Source organism: Streptomyces sp. NPDC051364 (genome assembly GCF_040682115.1).
Taxonomy (GTDB): domain Bacteria; phylum Actinomycetota; class Actinomycetes; order Streptomycetales; family Streptomycetaceae; genus Streptomyces.
On the sequence record NZ_JBFBAH010000002.1, the window covers coordinates 297,227 to 315,999 of the forward strand.

The window sequence follows — 18,773 nt, forward strand, 5'->3', positions numbered from 1 at the left end:
CGGTGCCACATCTCGCAGCGGTGGGCCCGTCCGATGGCCTCGCCCGAGCCGGTGGGGAGCGCCTGGCGGGCGAGGAGTCCGCACGTGGCGCAGTGCGGTCGGAGCGACGCAAGGAGATTTTGCGCCAGCGGCGCGAGGAGCTCGGCCTGAGCCAGGAAGACCTCGCCGCCCGGCTCCGTATCAGCGTCCGCGCCTACGGGAACTGGGAGCGCGGCCTGGTCAAGGAGTGGACGGACCGCAAACTGCTCGCCCTGGCCGAGGCCTTGGAGATGAGCGAGCGGCAGTGCTTCTGGCTCTTCCGTGTCATGGTCGACCGGGACCCCCCGCCGACCTGGCGGGCGGCCGAGGAGAGCCGGCTGCCCCAGGACCCCGCCCAGCGTGACTACCTGTGCGACTATGCGGCGCTCATGGAGGCCGTGCCCTACCCGAGCTTCCTGGTGGACCACCGCTGGGACGTGGCGCTCACCAACTCGGCGTTCGACAAGCTCTTCCAGTCGGTGCGCCCCCACCCGACCGCCCTGCCCGACGACAACTTCCTGCGCTTCGTGCTGTTCCACCCGGACGCCGCGGCCGTGCTGGAGGACCACGAACCGGCCTGGTGCGTCCCGCTGCTGGCCCAGTTCGCGAACGCGCTCGCCGCCGCCCCGGAGGACGAGGGCCTGAGCAGCATCCGCCAGGAGGTGGCCCGCGACCCGTTCATGGAGGCGGCCTACCGCTACGGGGTGCCGCACTGGCTGAGCACCCACGGGGCCGACGCCGCCGAGCGTGACGGGGCCGTGCGGACCGTCCGCCACTGGGACCCGCGCTGGGGCCACGTACGCTGCCGGCTGGTGGCCGAATCCAGCCGCATGCTCGACGGGATGGGCCTCACCCGGATCACCATGGTCCTGTCGACGCCGCAGGGCGCGGCGACGGGTCCGGTCCCCGGCGCCGCCGCCCCGCTCCACCTGGGACCCCGGCTGCGCGCCGTCCCGTCGCTGGAGGACTGAGCGACCGGGCCCCCGCCGCGCCGCCCGGCAGGGGACACTGGAGCCCTCCAACATGTGTCGATCACGTGCCACGGAGCGGATGCCACGGATCGTGGCACCGATCGTGGCACGGGCGAAGGGCGGTAGGGCGTGCGGCTGACCATCCTCGGCGGGGGCGGATTCCGGGTACCGCTCGTCTACGGTGCACTGCTCGGCGACCATGCCGAGGGCCGGGTCACCCAGGTGACGCTGTACGACGAGGACCCCGCCCGGCTCGGCGCCATGGCCCGGGTGCTCGCCGACCAGGCGACCGCCTCCGGAGCGCCCGACGCCCCGGCCGTCACCGCCACCGGGGACCTCGACGAGGCCCTGCGCGGGGCCGACTTCGTCTTCTCCGCCATCCGCGTCGGCGGCCTCGAGGGGCGCGCCGCGGACGAGCGGGTCGCCCTGGCCGAGGGCGTGCTGGGCCAGGAGACGGTCGGCGCGGGCGGGATCGCGTACGGCCTGCGGACGGTTCCGGTCGCCCGGGAGATCGCCCGCAGGGTCGCCCGTACCGCCCCCGAGGCCTGGGTCATCAACTTCACCAACCCGGCGGGGCTCGTCACCGAGGCCATGGCCGAGGAGCTCGGCGACCGGGTGATCGGGATCTGCGACTCCCCGGTGGGGCTCGGCCGGCGCGTCGCCCGGCTGCTCGGCGCCCGCCCGGACGAGGCCTGGATCGACTACGTCGGCCTCAACCATCTGGGCTGGCTCCGCGGGCTGCGCATCGGCGGCCGTGACGAACTGCCCCGGCTGCTGGCCGACACCGAAGCGCTGGAGTCCTTCGAGGAGGGCCGGCTGTTCGGGGCCGAGTGGCTGCGCTCGCTGGGCGCGATCCCCAACGAGTACCTGCACTACTACTACTTCAACCGTGACACCGTACGGGCGTACACGGAGGCCAAGCAGACCCGCGGCGCGTTCCTGCGCGACCAGCAGCGCGGCTTCTACGCCGAGGCGGGCCGCACGGACCGGCCGGCCGGGGCGGCGCTGGCGGCCTGGGACCGGACCCGGGCCGAGCGGGAGGCCACGTACATGGCCGAGAACCGCGAGGCGGCGGGCGTAGGCGAGCGCGACGAGAGCGATCTGGAGTCCGGCGGGTACGAGAAGGTCGCGCTGGCGCTGATGCGGGCCATCGCCCGGGACGAGCGGGCCACGCTGATCCTCAACGTCCGCAACCGCTCGGCCCTGTCCGTGCTCGACGCGCAGGCGGTCATCGAGGTGCCCTGCCTGGTCGACGCGAACGGCGCCCACCCGGTGGCCGTGGACCCGCTGCCGCTGCACGCGGTGGGCCTGGTGACCTCGGTCAAGGCGGTCGAGCGGGAGGTCCTCGCGGCCGCCGCGAGCGGCTCCCGGGCCGATGCCGTCAAGGCGTTCGCGCTGCACCCGCTGGTGGACTCGGTCGGGGTGGCCCGGCGGCTCCTGGACGGTTACGCGGCCGAGCACCCGGGGCTGGCCTACCTGCGCTGATCCCGCGCCCGGGAGCCCGGCGGAGGTCCCTCGTACGGCCCAGTGCGCATGCGGCGGGGTAGGGGCGCTGTGAGAGTGCGAGATGTGACCACTGCCCCCGCCGAAGCCACCGCCGCAGCCGCGGCGCCTCCTGAGCTCGACCGGCGGCGGCGCAATGTCGTCTTCGGCACGATCATGCTGGGCGTGCTGCTCGCGGCCCTCGACCAGACGATCGTCGGGACCGCCCTGCCCACGATCGTGGCGGATCTCGGCGGCGGGGACCACATGTCGTGGGTGGTGACCTCCTACCTGCTCGCGGAGACCGTCGCGACGGTGCTGGTGGGAAAGTTCGGCGACCTCTTCGGCCGGAAACTGATCTTCCAGATCTCGGCGATCGTCTTCATCGCCGGCTCGTTCCTGTGCGGCCTGGCGAGCAACATGTCGCTGCTCATCCTGTGGCGGGGCGTCCAGGGCGTCGGCGCCGGCGGCCTGATGGTCACCTCCATGGCCCTGATCGCCGACGTGGTCCCCTTACGTGAGCGCGGCAAGTACCAGGGCGCGATCGGCGCCGTCTTCGGGGTCGCGACCGTCATCGGGCCCCTGCTCGGCGGCCTGTTCACCGACCACCTGACCTGGCGCTGGGCGTTCTACGTGAACGTCCCGATCGCGATCCTGGTGGTGATCGCGGCGGCCCGGACGATCCCCTCGGTCCGGGCCGCCGGGGGGACCCGTATCGACTACCTGGGCATCGCCCTGGTCGCGGTGGGCTCCAGCGCCCTGATCCTGGCCACCAGCTGGGGCGGGAACGAGTACGCCTGGGGCTCCGCGACGATCATCGGGCTCTTCGTGCTCGGCGTGCTGGCCCTGGCCCTGTTCTGCCTGGTCGAGACGCGGGCGGCGGAACCGATGCTGCCGATGAGGCTGTTCCGCAACCCGGTCTTCACGGTCTGCTCGGTGCTCAGCTTCGTGGTCGGCTTCGCCATGCTCGGCGCGATGACGTTCCTGCCGACGTACCTGCAGTTCGTGGACGGGGATTCGGCCACGGTCTCGGGCGTACGGACCCTGCCGCTGGTGATCGGCCTGCTGATCGCATCCGTCTTCAGCGGCAACGTCACCAGCAAGACCGGGCGGTACCGGATCTTCCCCATCGTGGGCTGCCTGGTGATGGGGATCGGGCTGTACCTGCTGTCCCGCATGGGTCCGGAGACCGGCGCCTGGCTGGAATCGCTGTACATGTTCGTGCTCGGTGCCGGGATCGGCCTGTGCATGCAGGTCCTCACGATCGCCGTGCAGAACACCGTGGACTACGCCGACCTCGGCACCGCCACGTCAGGCGTCACGTTCTTCCGTACGCTCGGCAGCTCGTTCGGCACCGCCGTCTTCGGCACGATCTACGCCAACACCCTGGGCCCTGCGCTGGACAAGGCGGTCGCGGAGGCCGCCCGGGCCACCGGCGGCGATCCGGCGCAGCTGGCCGAGGCGGCCCAGAGCCCCAAGGGCGTCCACGGGCTCGACCCGGCGGCGGCCGGGCCGATCGTCGAGGCGTACGCGCAGACGCTGCACACGGTGTTCCTGTGGACCGTGCCGGTGGCCGGGTTCGGCTTCGTCGTCGCGCTCTTCCTCAAACAGGTACCGCTGCGCGACACGGCCCGCGCGGCGTCGACGGACATGGGCGACGGCTTCGCCTCACCGGCCACGGCCTCCGGCAACTCGGCCAAGCTGCTGGAGCTGGCGGTCGGCACGCTCGTGCGGAACATGGGGCCGCAGACGGCGCGGGCGATCGTGAACGCCTCGGACACCCGGCTGGACATGGCGGGCGCTTGGGCGGTGATGCAGGTGGAGCTCATGACCCGCACCGTCGGGCACGCCAGCCTCGGGCTCGTCGCCTCGCGCCGCTCCCTGCCGCCGGAGGTCCTGCTGCCCGTCTTCGACCGGATGATCGAGGAGGGCTACCTGACCCGCGAGGGCACCTTCTTCACGCTCACGGCGGCGGGGGAGCGGGAGGCGGCGACCATCTCGAAGGCGTGGGGCGACTGGCTCGGCGACCAGCTGGAGAAGGACCGCGGCCGCCCGCGGAGCAAGGAACTCCGGGCGGCGGCCGACGCGATCGCGAAGCGGCTGCTGGGAGAGGACCTGCGCGAGGGCCACTTCGCGCAGAAGGCCCCGGCGGGCGTGTGATCCGGCGTCGCGCGCCGGCAGCCGGGTGAACGCCCGGGTCAGAGCCCGGTGCGGCCGCTGGTGATGCGGTTCCACAGGGAACGGGTCGCGCCGAAACCGCTCTCGTGCACCCAGACGTGCGTGCAGGACGGGCACTGCAGGTGCAGCAGGCTGCCGGTGTTGGACAGCAGGTAGCGCCAGTGCTCGGAGCACGTGCGCCGCTGCTCGCACGGATCACACCCGCGACTGTCGTTGCAGCTCGGACAGGCGACCCACGCGCGGCGCCCGAGGTCCGCCTGCGGGTCAAGCGGCAGCATGGCCGCCCCCGCGCGAGGGCAGCACGCCGGCCGCGACCAGGTCGTCGTACACGCGCTGCTGCTCCTCGTCGAGGCCGGAGTACAGCAGGTCGTACGCCGCCTCCTCGCCGTGCAGTACCTCGATCGGGTCCCAGTCGGAGCCGAGGGCTTCCATGACCTGGGCCCGGCGGAGCACCTCCTGCGCGGTGAGGTCGACGGTGAAGTCGACCAGCGCCGGGGTGCCCGGGCCGGTGGGGGGTGTGGGGCGGTGTGGGGCCATACGTCTGAACTTAGGTATGCCTTCTTTCCTGTGGCAAGAGGGGGTGGGAGATGTCACAGCAGGTCGCCGGCCCCCTGCGGGCGGGTCCCACGCCGCCGGACCCTTATGCCGTCGGGCCCTGTGCCGTCGCGTAGTCGTACGACGGCACGGGCGGCAGGGTCGGCCCGAGCTCGGGGCGCCACGTACGCAGGACCGCCGTCGAGGGGGCGTACAGGGCATCCGGGATCTCATCCGGGGCGAACCACTGCCAGCGCAGGATCTTGTGCGGCTCCGTGACCCTGGGGGTGCCCTCGGCGGAGGTGGTGACGGCCCCCGCGGTCAGGCGGGTCACCCCGGCCTTCGGGGAGAGCTGGACGGTCAGGATCCGGACGTCCTCGGGAGCCACCCGCAGATCCGTCTCCTCGGCCAGCTCCCGGGCCGCGGCCTGCTCGAAGCTCTCCCCGGGGTCGACCTTCCCGCCGGGCAGCTCCCAGCGGCCGTCGTGCGCCTGCCCGAGGAGTACCCGGCCCTCGGCGTCGGCCACGACCAGCCCGACGCCGACGACGGCGTTGGGCTGCGGGACGGCCCGGGCGGGACGTTCGGGCCGGTCGTTCGGCGTCGTCATCGCTGTGCTCCGCTTTCCTGCTTCGGTGGGGTGGTGGGTCTGGCGCGTACGTGGATCCGCTCGCCCTGCGGTCCGAAGAGGCTGAGGAACTCGGCGGGCTGCGGACCCGCATTGAAGAAGGCGTGCGGGGTGCGGGTGTCGAACTCGGCGGCCTCCCCGGCGCCGAGTACGAGGTCGTGCTCGCCGAGCAGCAGCCGGACCTGACCCGAGAGCACGTACAGCCACTCGTAACCCTCGTGGACCTGCAGCTCCGGGTCGACCAGCGGCCCGTCCAGGGGCGGCAGGATCTGCTTGAACGCGTGCACCCCGCCGAAATTGCGGCTGAGCGGCACGTACGTGCAGCCGTGCCGGACGAACGGCCGCGGGCGGATCCGCGGATCACCCGTCTCCGGCGCGCCGACCAGCTCGTCCAGCGCCACGCGGTGCGCCTTGGCCAGCGGAAGCAGCAGCTCCAGAGTCGGCCGGCGCTGCCCGGACTCCAGCCGGGAGAGGGTGGAGAGCGAGATTCCGGTGGCCTCGGCGAGCTGGGCGAGGGTGCTGCCGCGCTGTAGGCGCAGGGCGCGCAGCCGTGGCCCGACGGCGGTCAGCACGTCCGCGAGTTCCTCGTCGTCCTGCTGCCGCTGGTCGTCCCGCTGCCGTTGCGGCTGCTCCTCGGTGGCCATGGCTCCATTTGCCGGTTCGGCAAGAGTATTTGTCAAGCGGGCGCCTGCGGCCACACCCTCACCGGTATGGACAACGCAACGGACGGCATCGGCATCGGCATCGGCATCGGCGACGACAGCGACATGCAAGCGGGCTTCTTCGACGTGGTGGTAGTGGGCGGCGGGACCGCCGGACTCGCCGGGGCGCTGACCCTGGCCCGGGCCCGCCGGTCGGTACTCGTACTCGACTCCGGCAGCCCCCGCAACGCCCCTGCCGCCCACCTGCACGGATACCTGGGCCGGGACGGGGCGAGCCCGGCGGAGCTGCTGGCCGTGGGGCGGGCGGAGGTCGCCGGGTACGGGGGCGGGATCCGGTCCGGAGCGGCCGGCACCGCGATCGCGGCCGACCGGCTGCCCGGGGGCGGCTTCCTGGTCCGGTGCGCCGACGGGTCGGCGGTCAGGGCCGGCCGGCTGCTGATCGCCACCGGCCTGGTGGACGAGCTGCCGGAGATTGCGGGGCTCCGGGAGCGCTGGGGGCGGGACGTGCTGCACTGCCCGTACTGCCACGGCTGGGAGGTCCGCGACGAGCCGATCGCGGTGCTGGCCACCGGCCCGGTCGCCGTGCACCAGGCGCAGATGTGGCGGAACTGGAGCCACCGGGTCACCTTGCTGTCCCACACCTGGCCGCTCACCGACGAGGACCGGGAGCTGCTGGCCGCCCTCGGCATCGCGGTGGCGGAGGGCGAGGTGACCGGCCTCGACATCGTCGACGGCCGGCTGGCCGGGGTGGCCGTGGCCGGCGGAGGCGCCGTGGCGTGCACGGCCCTCGTGGTGGGGCCGCGGTTCACCGCCCGCGCCGGGGTGGCGGCGAGCCTGGGACGGCCCGTCGCCGGCGTGGAGCGGGCCGGGGAGGCGATCGGCACCTGCCTCGAAGCGGATCCGGCGACCGGGGCCACCGCGCTGCGGGGCGTCTGGGCGGCCGGGAACGTGGCCGGCCCGATGGAACAGCTGGCCGGCGCGGCCGCGGCCGGGGTGCGTGCGGCCGTGGCGATCAACACCGACCTGATCGAGGAGGAGACCCGGCAGGCCCTCGAGGCCCACCGCGTGGGCAGGAACGTGGGCGAGGCGTAGCGCATCGGACAGGTGTGCGGGTTTCGGTCAGGGTCCGTCCGTGCAAGCTCTGAGCGGTCTGATCTTCGTACCGTTTCAACGGCTCAGAGGCTCGGGGGGCACGCAATGGCACATGTGCTGGTCATCGGCGGAGGTGTCGGAGGGCTGGCGACCGCGCTGCTCGCGGCGCGGCACGGACACACCGCCGAACTCTTCGAACGGGACACGCGCGCCCCCGGCGCCGCACTCGACCGGGACTTCTTCGGCTGGCACCGGCCCGGCGTCCCGCAGGCCACCCAGCCGCACGCCCTGCTCGGCGCGGCCCGCACCGTGCTGCGGGACGAACTGCCCGACGTCCACGCGGAGATGCTGCGGCTCGGCGCCCGCGAACGGCACGAGCTGGACTGGTTCGAGGTACGCCCGCCCGCGCTGCCCGGCGACGAGGACCTCGTGATGCTGCAGGCCCGGCGCATCGTGCTGGAGAGCGCGCTCGCCACGGCCCTGCGCGCCGAACCGGGGGCGGTCATGCACCACGGGGAGCCCGTGACCGGACTGACGACGACCGGGCTGACGGACGCCGGGCCCGGAGCCTGCGGGGTGCGCGTGACGGGCGTGACCACACAGGACGGTGCGTACGCGGCGGACCTCGTCGTGGACGCGGGCGGACGGCGCGGCGGGGTCGAGCGGCTGCTGGCCGCGGCGGGCTGCCGCCCGGCGCTCGTGGAACGCCACCGCACGGGGCTGGCGTACTTCTGCCGCTGGTACCGGCTGCCCGAGGGGCTGGAGGAGGGCCCGCGCCGGCCGTGGGCGGTGACCGGCGGCACGTTCGCCGGCTGCGCGGTCTTCCCGGCCGACAACCGGGTGTTCGCCGTGACCCTGTTCGTCCACACCCGGGACACCACCCGCTCCGCCCTGCGCGATCCCGCCGTCTTCGAGGCCGCAGCCCGGGCCTTCCCGCCCGGCGCGGCCTGGCTGGACCTGGGCGCCCAACCGCTGTCCGGCGTACTCGCCACGGCGAGCCTGGACAACCGGTGGAGCGCGCTCGTCGACGAGCAGGGGCCGGTGGCGACCGGACTGGTGCCGGTCGGGGACGCGATCACGCACACCAACCCGACGCTCGGGCAGGGCACCTCGCTCGCGCTGTGGGCCGCCCGCAGGGTTGCCCGTACGGCGCACCAGGACCCTGGATCGGCGCGGTTCGCCGCCGAGTACCACGCGTGGGCCGTACGCACCCTGAAGCCGTGGTTCGACTTCCAGGTGGTGGCCGACGCGGCCATCGGCGAGCGGTTCGCGACCCGGGCCGGGCGGACGGGGACGGCCCGCGAGGTGGCCGCGCTGTTCGAGTGCGCCCTGGAGGATCCCGAGGTGATGCGGGCCCGGGCGCGGGTCAGGCACCTGGCCGAGCCGCCGGAGCGGGCGTACGCGGATCCGGAGGTCCGGGCCCGGGTGGCGCGCTGGCTGGCGGCCCGGCCGGACTACGCGCCGCACGTGGTGGGCCCGGACCGGGAGGAGTGGGAGAAGCTGACGGCGGGGTCCTGAGGGCGGGGTCCTGAGGACGTGTCCTCCGGCGCCGGGCCGGGGGAGGCCGCCTACGCGCCGGCGGCCTCGCCGAGGACCTCGGCGAGGTCGTAGCCGACGACCTCCTCGAGCTGGGCGTACGTACAGCTCTCCGGTGCCCGGTCGGGCCGCCAGCGGCGGAACTGGGCGGTGTGCCGGAAGCGGTCGCCCTCCATGTGGTCGTACGCCACCTCGCAGACGCGTTCGGGGCGCAGCGGCACCCAGGAGAGGTCCTTCTTGCCGGTCCAGCGGCTCTGCGCGCCGGGCAGCCGGGCACTCTCGTGGGCGGACTCCTCGGCCCAGGCGGCCCACGGGTGCCCGGTGGTGTCGTCCATCCGGAGCGGTGCTAGCTCGTCCACCAGCTCGGCGCGGCGCTTCATCGGGAAGGCGGCGCAGACCCCCACGTGCTGGAGGGCGCCGTGGGCGTCGTGCAGGCCCAGGAGCAGCGATCCGACAATCGGACCGCTCTTGTGGAAACGGAAACCCGCGATGACGACGTCGGCCGTACGCTCGTGCTTGATCTTGAACATGAGACGGGCATCGGGCCGGTAGGGGAGATCGAGCGGTTTGGCGATCACCCCGTCGAGCCCGGCGCCCTCGAACCGCTCGAACCATTCCTGCGCGAGCGCAGGGTCGGTGGTCGCGGGCGCGAGATGAACGGGGGGCCGAGCGGTGGACAGGGCGTCGGTGAGGGCGGTGCGGCGGTCGGTGAGCGGGGTGTCGAGGAGCGCCTCGTCGCCGAGCGCGAGCAGATCGAAGGCGACGAAGCTGGCGGGGGTCTTCTGCGCCAGCATGTCGACACGGGACTGCGCGGGATGGATCCGCTCGGTCAGCCGGTCGAAGTCGAGCCGCCCGCCGTGAACGATGACGATCTCGCCGTCCACCACGCAGCGGGGCGGCAGGTTGTCCTTCAGCGCGGTCACCAGCTCGGGAAAGTACCGGGTCAGGGTCTTGCCGGTGCGGCTGCCGATCTCCACTTCGTCGCCGTCGCGGTGCACGACGGCCCGGAAGCCGTCCCACTTCGCCTCGTACTGCATACCCGGCGGGATCTTGGTCACCGACTTGGCGAGCATCGGCTTCACGGGCGGCATCACGGGCAGATCCATGTCTTAGATTCTGCGATGGTACGCCCCGACCCGCCCGGTATGCGCACCTGGCCGGGCCCGCCTACCGTGGCGCACATGGGTGCATCCGGTAATGCGATCGAGCTGGACGCGGGCGGGCGGACGGTGCGGCTGTCCAGCCCGGACAAGGTGTACTTCCCCGAGCGGGGCCTGACGAAGCTGGACGTGGCGCAGTACTACCTGACCGTGGGCGACGGGATCACCCGCGCCCTGCGCAACCGGCCCACCACCCTGGAGCGCTACCCCGAAGGCGTGGAGGGCGAGTCCTTCTTCCAGAAGCGGGCCCCGAAGAACCTGCCCGACTGGATCCCGACCGCCCACATCGAATTCCCCTCCGGGCGGACGGCCGACGAGATCTGCCCGACCGAGCCCGCCGCCGTACTGTGGGCGGCCAACCTGGGCTGCCTGACCTTCCACCCCTGGCCGGTGCGCCGCGAGGACACCGACCGGCCCGACGAGCTGCGCATCGACCTGGACCCGCAGCCGGGCACCGACTACCACCACGCGGTGATCTGCGCCCACGAACTGCGCGACGTACTGGAGGACCTGGGCCTGCGCGGCTGGCCCAAGACCTCGGGCGGGCGCGGTCTGCACGTCTTCGTCCCGATCGAGCCGCGCTGGACCTTCACCGAGGTCCGGCGCTGCGCGATCGCGATCGGCCGGGAGCTGGAACAGCGAATGCCCGGGAAGGTGACCACGGCGTGGTGGAAGGAGGAGCGCGGTGAGCGGATCTTCGTCGACTACAACCAGACCGCCCGCGACCGCACCATCGCCTCCGCCTACTCCGTACGCCCGCGCCCGCACGCCCCGGTCTCGGCCCCGCTGCGCTGGGACGAGATCGACTCCGCCGAGCCCCGCGACTTCGACATCACCACCATGCCCGCGCGCTACGCCGAACTCGGCGACCTGCATGCGGACATGGACGACCACGCTTTCACCCTGGACGCGGCCCTGGAACTGGCCGACCGCCACGAACACGACCACGGCCTGGGCGACATGCCGTACCCGCCGGACTACCCGAAGATGCCGGGCGAACCGAAGCGCGTCCAGCCGAGCCGCGCGAAGCACGAGGACTGAGCCCGCTGTCAGTGGCGGGTGCCATGCTCGTAGTGAGGACGGAAGGAGTACGGGTCATGCTCACGACGGACTACAAAGACGGCTCCCCGAACTGGGTCGACCTCGGCACGCCCAACCTCGACGGCGCCGCCGGGTTCTACACCGGACTGTTCGGCTGGGACTTCCGGCCGGGCGGCGAGGAAGCCGGCGGATACGCGATGTTCCACCTCGGCGGCAAGACGGTGGCGGGCGGCATGGCCGTCGCGCCGGAGGAGGTCCGGTCGGCCTGGACGCTGTACTTCCAGAGCCCCGACGCGGACGCCACTGCGGCCGCCGTGGTCAAGGCGGGCGGCACGGTGGCCGTCGAACCCAGGGACGTCATGGGCCTCGGCCGGATGGCGATCTTCGCCGACCCGGCGGGGGTCACGTTCTCGATCTGGCAGCCGGGCAGGATCGGAGGCCTCGGTGCGGTGACCGACGTCGGCACCCTGTGCTGGACCGAGCTGTACACGAGCGATGTGCAGGCGGCCGCGGCGTTCTACGGCTCGGTCTTCGGCTGGGAGATCAGCGAGATGCCCTTCGAAGGCGGCTCGTACACGATGGTCAAGGCGGCGGGCACGCCTGACGACGCGGCCTTCGGCGGCCTGGTCCCGATCGGTTCGGACCCGGTGGAGGATGCCGAACGCCCCTACTGGACCCCGTACTTCGAGGTCGCCGACTGCGATGTGACGGCGGCCAAGGCCGAGGAGTCGGGTGGCAAGGTCCGGCTGTCGCCGGTGTTCATGGAGGGCGTCGGCCGCTTCGCGAAGCTGGCGGACCCCTACGGTGCGCGGTTCGCGGTCATAGCCAGCGCTCCCGCGCCGGGGGCCTGAGGCCCTGCGTCGGTCGGGGAGTGAGCCGGTGTTGATCAGGCGTTGATCGGACGTCCATCGGCGGCGGTGAGTATCTCCGGCATGTCGATGAACACCGCTACCGCCACCACTGCCACCACCGCGCCCGCCTGGTACGACCTCGCCCTCTGCGCCCAGACGGGCCCGGGCTTCTTCTTCCCGGAGCCCGGCTCGTCCCTGCGGGACGCGAAGCGGTTGTGCGGGGCGTGCGAGGGCCGCGTGGCATGCCTGGAGTACGCCCTGGCCAACGACGAGCGCTTCGGCGTCTGGGGCGGCCTCTCGGAGTCGGAGCGCCTCGCCCTGCGCCCGCGCAGCTGACCGGGCCCGACGGCCGCGCAAGCCTGACGACGGCGCCGGCCCGACTGCTGCGCAACACGAAACCCTGGCAGAGTACGGCTCTGCCAGGGTTTCGGTTGACCTGTCCGAGCGGTCAGGCCTTGCGGGCCGCGATGCGGGCCGCGCGGGCGGCCAGGCGCTCGTCGAACTTGCGGGCCTCGGAGTCCAGACCGTTCATGAAGAGCCCCAGCTCCTCCTGGGCCTTCTGGCCCTCGGGGCCGAGACCGTCGATGTCCATGATCTTGAGGAAGCGGATCACGGGGCTCAGTACGTCGTCGTGGTGGATCCGCAGGTTGTAGACCCCGCCGATCGCCATCTGGGCGGCCATGCGCTCGAAGCCGGGCATGCCGTGTCCGGGCATCCGGAAGTTGACCACGACGTCCCGCACTGCCTCCATCGTCAGGTCCGGGGCGAGCTCGAAGGCGGCGCCCAGCAGGTTCCGGTAGAAGATCATGTGCAGGTTCTCGTCCTGCGCGATGCGGGCCAGCATCCGGTCACAGACCGGGTCACCGGACTGGTGGCCGGTGTTCCGGTGCGAGATGCGGGTCGCGAGCTCCTGGAAGGCCACGTAGGCCACCGAGTGCAGCATCGAGTGGCGGTTGTCGGACTCGAAGCCCTCCGACATGTGCTGCATGCGGAACGCTTCGAGCTTGTCCGGGTCCACGGCGCGCGAGGCCAGCAGGTAGTCGCGCATCACGATGCCGTGGCGGCCCTCCTCGGCCGTCCAGCGGTGCACCCAGGTACCCCAGGCGCCGTTGCGCCCGAAGAGCGTGGCGATCTCGTGGTGGTAGCTGGGGAGGTTGTCCTCGGTCAGCAGGTTCACGACCAGCGCGATCTTGCCGATGTCGGTGACCTTGGACTGCTGGGGGTCCCAGGCCTCGCCGTCCTCGAAGAAGCCCGGGAAGTTCCGGCCGTCGCTCCACGGGACGTACTCGTGGGGCATCCAGTCCTTGGTGACCTTCAGATGGCGGTCGAGTTCCTTCTCGACCACCTCTTCCAGCGCGTACAGCAGCTTGGCGTCGGTCCACGCCTCCGAGCTGCCGAGGTGGGGAGAGGTGATCGTCACGGGTGCTCCTGGGGACAAAGCGAATTACCTACGGTTCCGTAGCCTACGAACCCGTAGGTTAAGCGGAGCGTGAGGAGCCCGCCAAGCCCCAGGCGTTCATATGCCCGATTACATCCGGTTATCTATGCAGTTTGTGGGCGTGCCGGAAGGGCGCGAGGGAGCGAAAGTCACGCCGACAGGTGGTCCCCGACGCCTTCCTTGACGCCGGGGACCGGGACGGCGGGGACGGGCGCAGTCCGTCACTCGTGCCAGAGCGCCTCCCGCACCTCCTCGGCCGTGGTCGGCCGCATCTCGCCGTCGAGCATCAGCCACCGCGTGATCCCGATCGATTCCAGGAACGGCACGTCATGGCTCGCCACCAGCAGCGCGCCCTCGTACGACTCCAGCGCGCCCGTCAGCTGCCGCACGCTCGCCAGATCCAGGTTGTTCGTCGGTTCGTCCAGCATCAGCAGCTGCGGAGCCGGCTCCGCCAGCAGCAGCGCCGCCAGCGCCGCCCGGAACCGCTCGCCGCCCGACAGGGTGCCGGCCGGCCGGTCCGCCCGGGCGCCCCGGAGCAGGAAGTGCGCGAGCCGCGCCCGGATCAGGTTGTTCGAGGCCTGCGGGGCGAAGCGCGCCACGTTCTCGACCACCGAACGGCTCTCGTCGAGCACGTCCAGCCGCTGTGGCAGGAACCGCGTCGGCACGTGGGTCACCGCCTCGCCGGACGCCGGCGGGAGCAGCCCCGCGATCGTGCGCAGCAGGGTCGTCTTGCCCGAACCGTTGCGGCCCACGAGTGCGATCCGCTCCGGACCGCGCAGCTCCCACTCGCCCGCAGCCCTGGCCCCGTGCACCAGGTGCACATTGCTCAGGGTCAGGACCCGACGCCCCGGCGGGACCTGCGTGGCGGGCAGCCGGATCCGGATCTCGTCGTCGTCCCGGACGGCCTCCACCGCCTGGTCCAGCCGCTTCTTCGCCTGCGCCAGCTTCTCGGTGTGCAGGATGCGGTGCTTGCCGGCCGACTCCTGGGCCGCGCGCTTGCGGGCACCCATGACGATTTTCGGCTCGCGTTTCGAGTCGTTCATCTTCTGGCCGTACCGCTTGCGCCGGACCAACTTTCCGTGGGCGTCGGACAGTTCCCGCTTCTGCCGCTGTACGTCGGCCTCCGCGACCCGGACCATCCGCTCGGCCGCGTCCTGCTCGGCGGCGAGCTGCTCCTCGTACGCGCTGAAGTTCCCTCCGTACCAGCGGACTTCGCCGTCGTGCAGGTCGGCGATCTGGTCGACCCTCTCCAGCAGCTCCCGGTCGTGGCTGACCAGGAGCATCACCCCGGACCAGGACTCGACCGCCGCGTACAGGCGGCGCCGGGCGCGCAGATCGAGGTTGTTCGTCGGCTCGTCCAGCAGCAGGACGTCGGGGCGGGCGAGCAGCAGGGCCGCGAGGCGCAGCAACACGCATTCGCCGCCGGAGAGTTCGCCGACCGTACGGTCCAGGCCGATCCGGGCGAGCCCGAGCTGGTCGAGGGCGGCCAGGGCCCGTTCCTCGACATCCCAGTCGTCGCCGACCGCGGCGAAGTTCGCCTCGGTGGCCTCGCCCGCCTCGATGGCGTGCAGGGCGGCGCGGGTGGCACGGATGCCGAGCGCCTCGTCGACGCGCAGGGCTGTGTCGAGAGTGACGCTCTGCGGGAGGTGTCCGACGGTGCCGGCCACCGACAACCGGCCGTCGGACTGGGTCAGTTCACCTGCGAAGAGCTTCAGCAGGGTGGACTTCCCGCAGCCGTTGAGCCCGATCAGGCCGGTACGGCCGGGGCCGACGGCCAGGTGGAGGTCCTCGAAGACGGGAGTGCCGTCGGGCCAGTCGAAGGACAGGGCGGAACAGGTGATGAAAGCAGGGGCATGACTCATGGAGGCCTCCAGGTTGCGTGAGTGGTGCGTGCAACGCGGGGAGACAGCCAACGGTGGATACAGCCACGGTCATGGCGTCACGGTCACGGCCGGAGGCACGTGCTGACGAGGGTGGCGTGTTCGGTCGGTGTCTCCAACCTCAGACGAACAATGTCCTGCTCCGTTTCGACGGCGGTGGGGCGCCTACGAAACTACGGGCGGCCGGGGCCGCCCGCAAACGAATAACAGCGGCGGGTCGGGCGGTTCGGCGTCAGTGGGGATCGCGCATGAGCTCGGCCAGGCTGTGGTCCATGTCGAGGTACAGGTGCTCCAGACCCGGCGGCACGACCGTCGCGGCCCGTTCCAGGAACCGGTGCAGTTCGGCCGTCAGCATCAGCACGATCGCCACGCCCTCGGGCGCGTGGAACTCGATCGTGGTCCGGTCGACGTCGTACGGCCGCACCCGCACGTCGCCGCACCCCGTCGGGCGGTCCAGCCCCGATTCGAGGAGCTCGCGCGCGAAGGTCCACGAGACCTCGACGCCTTCGAGGGTGGCGGGGGCGGGGAAGGCCATGCGCACGGCGAAGGGATCCGCACGGTCGTAGCAGAGCGTGACGGGTACGGTCTCGACCTTCGGGGCGGTGGCGACCAGACGGGCCTGCACGGCCTGCTCGATAACAGTGATCAAGGCTCGCTCCCTTGCGGCGGATCTGCTGCCGGGCGTGGGTGGAACCCGGCAACCGGATAGACGCCGGAATCGGCAAATCCGTGCACGCGAACTGACGTGAGCTGTGTCACCGATTGGCTGGAACGCGTCCGTCTGATCGCACAGAGTGACGGCGTGAGTGGGGGTGAGGGGTGCGCGCGAAGGGGCCTCAGTCGCTGCCGCACGCTCCGGAGTGGTCGCAGAACGGCTGGTTACCGCTCACTCCACAGGCGCAAAGCATCGCCCTGGTCTCCCTGCGGACCGTCCCGTCGGGGGTCGTCACGCGCAGATCGCCGCGCATCACGAGCTGGCCGGCGGGCGACCGTACGACGGTGGTCGGCCGGTCCGGCTCCTCGGCCGGCCCGTCGTCCGCGAGCCGGTACTGCAGCGCTCCCGAGGGGCAGCGACGGATCACCTCGGCCACCCGCTCCGGCTTGGCCCCGTCGGGCTGCACCCACGGACGCTTCCCCGAGTCGAACACCTCGGGCAGTCCGCCCACGCACTCGGCGGCGTGCAGACACCGGCCGGTGTCGTACGTGACGGTGATGCGCTTGCCGTCGTAGGCCTTGGGTTCCTTGGAGGGCATGGCTTCACCGTAGGAACGCGGCGGCCCGGATGCACCCTGGACGCCGGATCCGGGGTGCATTAGCTTCCGGCGCCATGAGACTTCTGGGAGTTGGCATGTGCGCGGCGGCTCTGGCGGTGGGGCTGCTGGCCGCCCCCGCGTACGCGGAGGACGTTCACGACGCGCAGGGGTACGACGTGCAGGGGTTGCGCGGCGTGGGCTGGGCGCTGAAGGAGACCGGCAAGGACTCCCGCTTCCGCGGGCTGGCCGCGGTCAGCCGCTCCACGGCCTGGGTGGCCGGCTCCAAGGGCACGGTGCTGCGCACCGCGGACGGCGGCCGCAGCTGGCGCGACGTCTCACCGCCGGGCGCGGTCGCGGAAGGCCTGGAACTGCGCGACATCGAGGCCTTCGACGCACGGCGCGCAGTGGCCCTGTCCATCGGGGAGGGCGAGGCGTCACGGGTGCTGCGCACCGAGGACGGCGGCGCCACATGGACCGAGACCTTCCGCAACCCCGACCCGCGCGCCTTCTACGACTGCCTCACCTTCTTCGACTCCCGGCACGGGCTGGCCATGAGCGACCCGGTGGACGGCAGGTTCCGGATCCTGTCGACGGACGACGGCGGCCGGAACTGGTCGGTGCTGGCGAGTACGGGCATGCCGGACGCGCTGCCGGGCGAGGCGGGCTTCGCAGCCAGTGGCCAGTGCCTGGTGAGCGCCGGGTCGCGCGACGTCTGGCTGGCCACGGGCGGCGGCGCGGTCGCCCGGATCCTGCACTCGGCGGACCGCGGCCGCACCTGGCGGGTCGCCGAATCGGGCATCCCTGCGGGCGACCCGGCCAAGGGGGTCTTCGCCCTGGCCTTCCGCGACCGTACGAGGGGCCTCGCGGTCGGCGGCGACTACCGCACCGGCGAGGCCTCCCCGCAGGCCGCGGCCGTATCGGCGGACGCGGGCCGCACCTGGCGCCCGGCCCACACCCCGCCACCCGCGTACCGCTCGGGCGCGGCCTGGCTCCCGCACCTGCGCGACGCGGCCCTGGCGGTGGGCCCGACGGGCACGGACGTCACGACGGACGGCGGCAGGAGCTGGTGGTCGCTGACGCCGGGCTCGTTCGACACCGTCGACTGCGCCGGCGACGGGGGCTGCTGGGCGGCGGGGGAGAAGGGGCGGGTGGGGAGGCTGGAACCGCAAGAGCGGTCGTGACGCTCGATCAGGAGTGGGGGGCGTTCTGCGGGATGCCCTGCCGGGTGTCCTGTGGGATGTTCTGTGGAGTGTCCTGTGGGGTGTTCCGTGGAGTGGTGAACAGGTCCATTCCCGGGTAGCGGCCGGTGACGAAGCCCGCCGCCTTGTACACGGGCTCGCCGTCGGAGCTGGCGTGCAGCTGGATGTAGTGGATCCCGTTGCCGTTCAGCCAGGCGGTGAGCCCGTCGACGATCCGCCGGCCGTGGCCCTGTCCGCGGGCGCCTTCGTCGGTGACGATCCCGTCGAGGTAGCCGCGGCGCCCGTCGGTCCACCGGGGACCGGGCAGGTGGTACGTGATCCAGGCCATGCCGGTGGCCAGCAGGGGCTCGCCGGGTGCTCCGCCGACAACCAGGCAGTGCACATCGGGGCGTTCGGTGATCCGCTCGAGGAACCACCCACGGGCGACATCCCGCCAGGCGGCATCGAGAGGCCCGGGGTCAACCCCAAGGGCGGCAAGGGCCACGGCCCGAAGCCGAACCAGCTCGGGTATGTCGGCGGGGTCGGCGGGCCGGGGGGAGTGGTGCATGTGGGGCTCCAGGGGGTGTCGGGGTTCTTGTGGTCGGGGTTGGGAGGGGAGGTCGGGAGGGCCGGGGCGGTCTGTGTGGTCGGGGTCGGGAGGGTTGGTCGGGTCGTCGGGGGCGGTCTCCAGACAGCGACCAGATGACCATGTCGGCAGGAGTGGGCCCGAGGACGCGTCAGATCGCAACGCGCTTCTCTCTGCTTGGCGTCCGGCGGCCGTCTGGGGCTGGGCACGCATCACTCGGCGAGAGCGCGGTTTGGTCTGCGCCGTACGGGTCGACGATGCGGTTGGACGACGTTGCGGCCTGGGCAT

The 18,773-nt window shown here is 72.3% G+C and carries 19 protein-coding genes; 9 read left to right on the forward strand and 10 right to left on the reverse strand.

Annotated features, from left to right (window positions below; all coding sequences use genetic code 11):
- Nucleotides 1-119 precede the first annotated feature (119 nt).
- The 3 genes from AB0M76_RS05245 to AB0M76_RS05255 all read left to right on the forward strand — a co-directional run bounded on the left by AB0M76_RS05245 (nt 120) and on the right by AB0M76_RS05255 (nt 4,631).
- Nucleotides 120-989 carry a helix-turn-helix domain-containing protein gene (locus AB0M76_RS05245; protein ID WP_365951607.1) on the forward strand — a complete coding sequence of 290 codons (870 nt, stop codon included), beginning with the start codon at nt 120-122 and terminating at the stop codon, nt 987-989.
- A gap of 129 nt (nt 990-1,118) precedes the next feature.
- On the forward strand, nt 1,119-2,474 hold the full coding sequence (locus AB0M76_RS05250) for a 6-phospho-beta-glucosidase (RefSeq protein ID WP_365951608.1): 1,356 nt from the start codon (nt 1,119-1,121) through the stop codon (nt 2,472-2,474).
- Nucleotides 2,475-2,558: 84 nt separating this feature from the next.
- The gene (locus AB0M76_RS05255; RefSeq protein WP_365951609.1) at nt 2,559-4,631 is read left to right on the forward strand and encodes an MDR family MFS transporter; all 2,073 of its coding nucleotides are present in this window, start codon (nt 2,559-2,561) and stop codon (nt 4,629-4,631) included.
- A 38-nt stretch (nt 4,632-4,669) separates the two neighbouring features.
- Here the strand turns inward: AB0M76_RS05255 and AB0M76_RS05260 are convergent, their stop codons facing one another.
- The 4 genes from AB0M76_RS05260 to AB0M76_RS05275 all read right to left on the reverse strand — a co-directional run bounded on the left by AB0M76_RS05260 (nt 4,670) and on the right by AB0M76_RS05275 (nt 6,452).
- A complete protein-coding gene (locus AB0M76_RS05260; protein WP_365951610.1) occupies nt 4,670-4,927 on the reverse strand; it encodes a hypothetical protein in 258 nt (85 codons plus the stop codon).
- A complete protein-coding gene (locus AB0M76_RS05265) occupies nt 4,914-5,186 on the reverse strand; it encodes a DUF6400 family protein (RefSeq protein ID WP_365951611.1) in 273 nt (90 codons plus the stop codon). Before AB0M76_RS05265 ends, AB0M76_RS05260 begins: the two co-directional genes overlap by 14 nt.
- 103 nt (nt 5,187-5,289) lie before the next feature.
- Nucleotides 5,290-5,790, reverse strand: a complete 501-nt coding sequence (locus tag AB0M76_RS05270) for an NUDIX domain-containing protein (protein ID WP_365951612.1) — start codon at nt 5,788-5,790, stop codon at nt 5,290-5,292.
- On the reverse strand, nt 5,787-6,452 hold the full coding sequence (locus AB0M76_RS05275; RefSeq protein WP_365951613.1) for an XRE family transcriptional regulator: 666 nt from the start codon (nt 6,450-6,452) through the stop codon (nt 5,787-5,789). The genes AB0M76_RS05270 and AB0M76_RS05275 overlap by 4 nt, the downstream gene beginning before the upstream one ends.
- A gap of 123 nt (nt 6,453-6,575) precedes the next feature.
- Between AB0M76_RS05275 and AB0M76_RS05280 the strand changes: the two genes are divergently transcribed.
- Both AB0M76_RS05280 and AB0M76_RS05285 read left to right on the forward strand, forming a co-directional pair.
- Nucleotides 6,576-7,562 carry an FAD-dependent oxidoreductase gene (locus tag AB0M76_RS05280; RefSeq protein WP_365951918.1) on the forward strand — a complete coding sequence of 329 codons (987 nt, stop codon included), beginning with the start codon at nt 6,576-6,578 and terminating at the stop codon, nt 7,560-7,562.
- A gap of 105 nt (nt 7,563-7,667) precedes the next feature.
- On the forward strand, nt 7,668-9,080 hold the full coding sequence (locus AB0M76_RS05285) for an NAD(P)-binding protein (RefSeq protein WP_365951614.1): 1,413 nt from the start codon (nt 7,668-7,670) through the stop codon (nt 9,078-9,080).
- A gap of 50 nt (nt 9,081-9,130) precedes the next feature.
- Here AB0M76_RS05285 and AB0M76_RS05290 read toward each other — a convergent pair whose 3' ends face one another.
- Complete coding sequence (locus AB0M76_RS05290; RefSeq protein WP_365951615.1) at nt 9,131-10,204, reverse strand: ATP-dependent DNA ligase; 1,074 nt, start codon at nt 10,202-10,204, stop codon at nt 9,131-9,133.
- Between the two features lie 75 nt (nt 10,205-10,279).
- On the opposite strand from AB0M76_RS05290, the gene ligD reads away from it, so the two are divergent.
- The 3 genes from ligD to AB0M76_RS05305 all read left to right on the forward strand — a co-directional run bounded on the left by ligD (nt 10,280) and on the right by AB0M76_RS05305 (nt 12,486).
- Nucleotides 10,280-11,299, forward strand: a complete 1,020-nt coding sequence (ligD, locus tag AB0M76_RS05295) for a non-homologous end-joining DNA ligase (RefSeq protein ID WP_365951616.1) — start codon at nt 10,280-10,282, stop codon at nt 11,297-11,299.
- A gap of 56 nt (nt 11,300-11,355) precedes the next feature.
- Nucleotides 11,356-12,150, forward strand: coding sequence for a VOC family protein (locus tag AB0M76_RS05300; RefSeq protein ID WP_365951617.1), 795 nt, complete (start codon nt 11,356-11,358; stop codon nt 12,148-12,150).
- 81 nt (nt 12,151-12,231) lie between these two features.
- Nucleotides 12,232-12,486 (forward strand): WhiB family transcriptional regulator, encoded by a 255-nt coding sequence (locus tag AB0M76_RS05305; RefSeq protein ID WP_053790266.1) that lies wholly within the window; start codon nt 12,232-12,234, stop codon nt 12,484-12,486.
- A 112-nt stretch (nt 12,487-12,598) separates the two neighbouring features.
- Here the strand turns inward: AB0M76_RS05305 and AB0M76_RS05310 are convergent, their stop codons facing one another.
- The 4 genes from AB0M76_RS05310 to AB0M76_RS05325 all read right to left on the reverse strand — a co-directional run bounded on the left by AB0M76_RS05310 (nt 12,599) and on the right by AB0M76_RS05325 (nt 16,721).
- Complete coding sequence (locus tag AB0M76_RS05310) at nt 12,599-13,570, reverse strand: acyl-ACP desaturase (RefSeq protein WP_365951618.1); 972 nt, start codon at nt 13,568-13,570, stop codon at nt 12,599-12,601.
- Between the two features lie 239 nt (nt 13,571-13,809).
- A complete protein-coding gene (locus tag AB0M76_RS05315; RefSeq protein ID WP_365951619.1) occupies nt 13,810-15,450 on the reverse strand; it encodes an ABC-F family ATP-binding cassette domain-containing protein in 1,641 nt (546 codons plus the stop codon).
- Between the two features lie 250 nt (nt 15,451-15,700).
- Nucleotides 15,701-16,117: an SsgA family sporulation/cell division regulator gene (locus AB0M76_RS05320; RefSeq protein WP_365951620.1), complete on the reverse strand. Its 417-nt coding sequence runs from the start codon at nt 16,115-16,117 to the stop codon at nt 15,701-15,703.
- Nucleotides 16,118-16,304: 187 nt separating this feature from the next.
- Nucleotides 16,305-16,721 (reverse strand): (4Fe-4S)-binding protein, encoded by a 417-nt coding sequence (locus tag AB0M76_RS05325; protein ID WP_365951621.1) that lies wholly within the window; start codon nt 16,719-16,721, stop codon nt 16,305-16,307.
- Between the two features lie 74 nt (nt 16,722-16,795).
- Between AB0M76_RS05325 and AB0M76_RS05330 the strand changes: the two genes are divergently transcribed.
- Nucleotides 16,796-17,902: an oxidoreductase gene (locus AB0M76_RS05330; protein ID WP_365951622.1), complete on the forward strand. Its 1,107-nt coding sequence runs from the start codon at nt 16,796-16,798 to the stop codon at nt 17,900-17,902.
- 7 nt (nt 17,903-17,909) lie between these two features.
- Here AB0M76_RS05330 and AB0M76_RS05335 read toward each other — a convergent pair whose 3' ends face one another.
- On the reverse strand, nt 17,910-18,467 hold the full coding sequence (locus AB0M76_RS05335) for a GNAT family N-acetyltransferase (protein WP_365951623.1): 558 nt from the start codon (nt 18,465-18,467) through the stop codon (nt 17,910-17,912).
- Nucleotides 18,468-18,773: the final 306 nt, after the last annotated feature.

Excerpts from the sequence above, each read along its gene's own strand:
- AB0M76_RS05270 (WP_365951612.1), bottom strand. The coding sequence starts at position 5,790 with ATGACGACGCCGAACGACCGGCCCGAACGTCCCGCCCGGGCCGTCCCG.
- AB0M76_RS05265 (WP_365951611.1), bottom strand. The coding sequence starts at position 5,186 with ATGGCCCCACACCGCCCCACACCCCCCACCGGCCCGGGCACCCCGGCG.
- AB0M76_RS05305 (WP_053790266.1), top strand. The coding sequence starts at position 12,232 with ATGTCGATGAACACCGCTACCGCCACCACTGCCACCACCGCGCCCGCC.
- ligD (WP_365951616.1), top strand. The coding sequence starts at position 10,280 with ATGGGTGCATCCGGTAATGCGATCGAGCTGGACGCGGGCGGGCGGACG.
- AB0M76_RS05325 (WP_365951621.1), bottom strand. The coding sequence starts at position 16,721 with ATGCCCTCCAAGGAACCCAAGGCCTACGACGGCAAGCGCATCACCGTC.
- AB0M76_RS05290 (WP_365951615.1), bottom strand. The coding sequence starts at position 10,204 with ATGGATCTGCCCGTGATGCCGCCCGTGAAGCCGATGCTCGCCAAGTCG.
- AB0M76_RS05300 (WP_365951617.1), top strand. The coding sequence starts at position 11,356 with ATGCTCACGACGGACTACAAAGACGGCTCCCCGAACTGGGTCGACCTC.
- AB0M76_RS05275 (WP_365951613.1), bottom strand. The coding sequence starts at position 6,452 with ATGGCCACCGAGGAGCAGCCGCAACGGCAGCGGGACGACCAGCGGCAG.
- AB0M76_RS05260 (WP_365951610.1), bottom strand. The coding sequence starts at position 4,927 with ATGCTGCCGCTTGACCCGCAGGCGGACCTCGGGCGCCGCGCGTGGGTC.
- AB0M76_RS05330 (WP_365951622.1), top strand. The coding sequence starts at position 16,796 with ATGAGACTTCTGGGAGTTGGCATGTGCGCGGCGGCTCTGGCGGTGGGG.
- AB0M76_RS05285 (WP_365951614.1), top strand. The coding sequence starts at position 7,668 with ATGGCACATGTGCTGGTCATCGGCGGAGGTGTCGGAGGGCTGGCGACC.
- AB0M76_RS05315 (WP_365951619.1), bottom strand. The coding sequence starts at position 15,450 with ATGAGTCATGCCCCTGCTTTCATCACCTGTTCCGCCCTGTCCTTCGAC.
- AB0M76_RS05280 (WP_365951918.1), top strand. The coding sequence starts at position 6,576 with ATGCAAGCGGGCTTCTTCGACGTGGTGGTAGTGGGCGGCGGGACCGCC.
- AB0M76_RS05335 (WP_365951623.1), bottom strand. The coding sequence starts at position 18,467 with ATGCACCACTCCCCCCGGCCCGCCGACCCCGCCGACATACCCGAGCTG.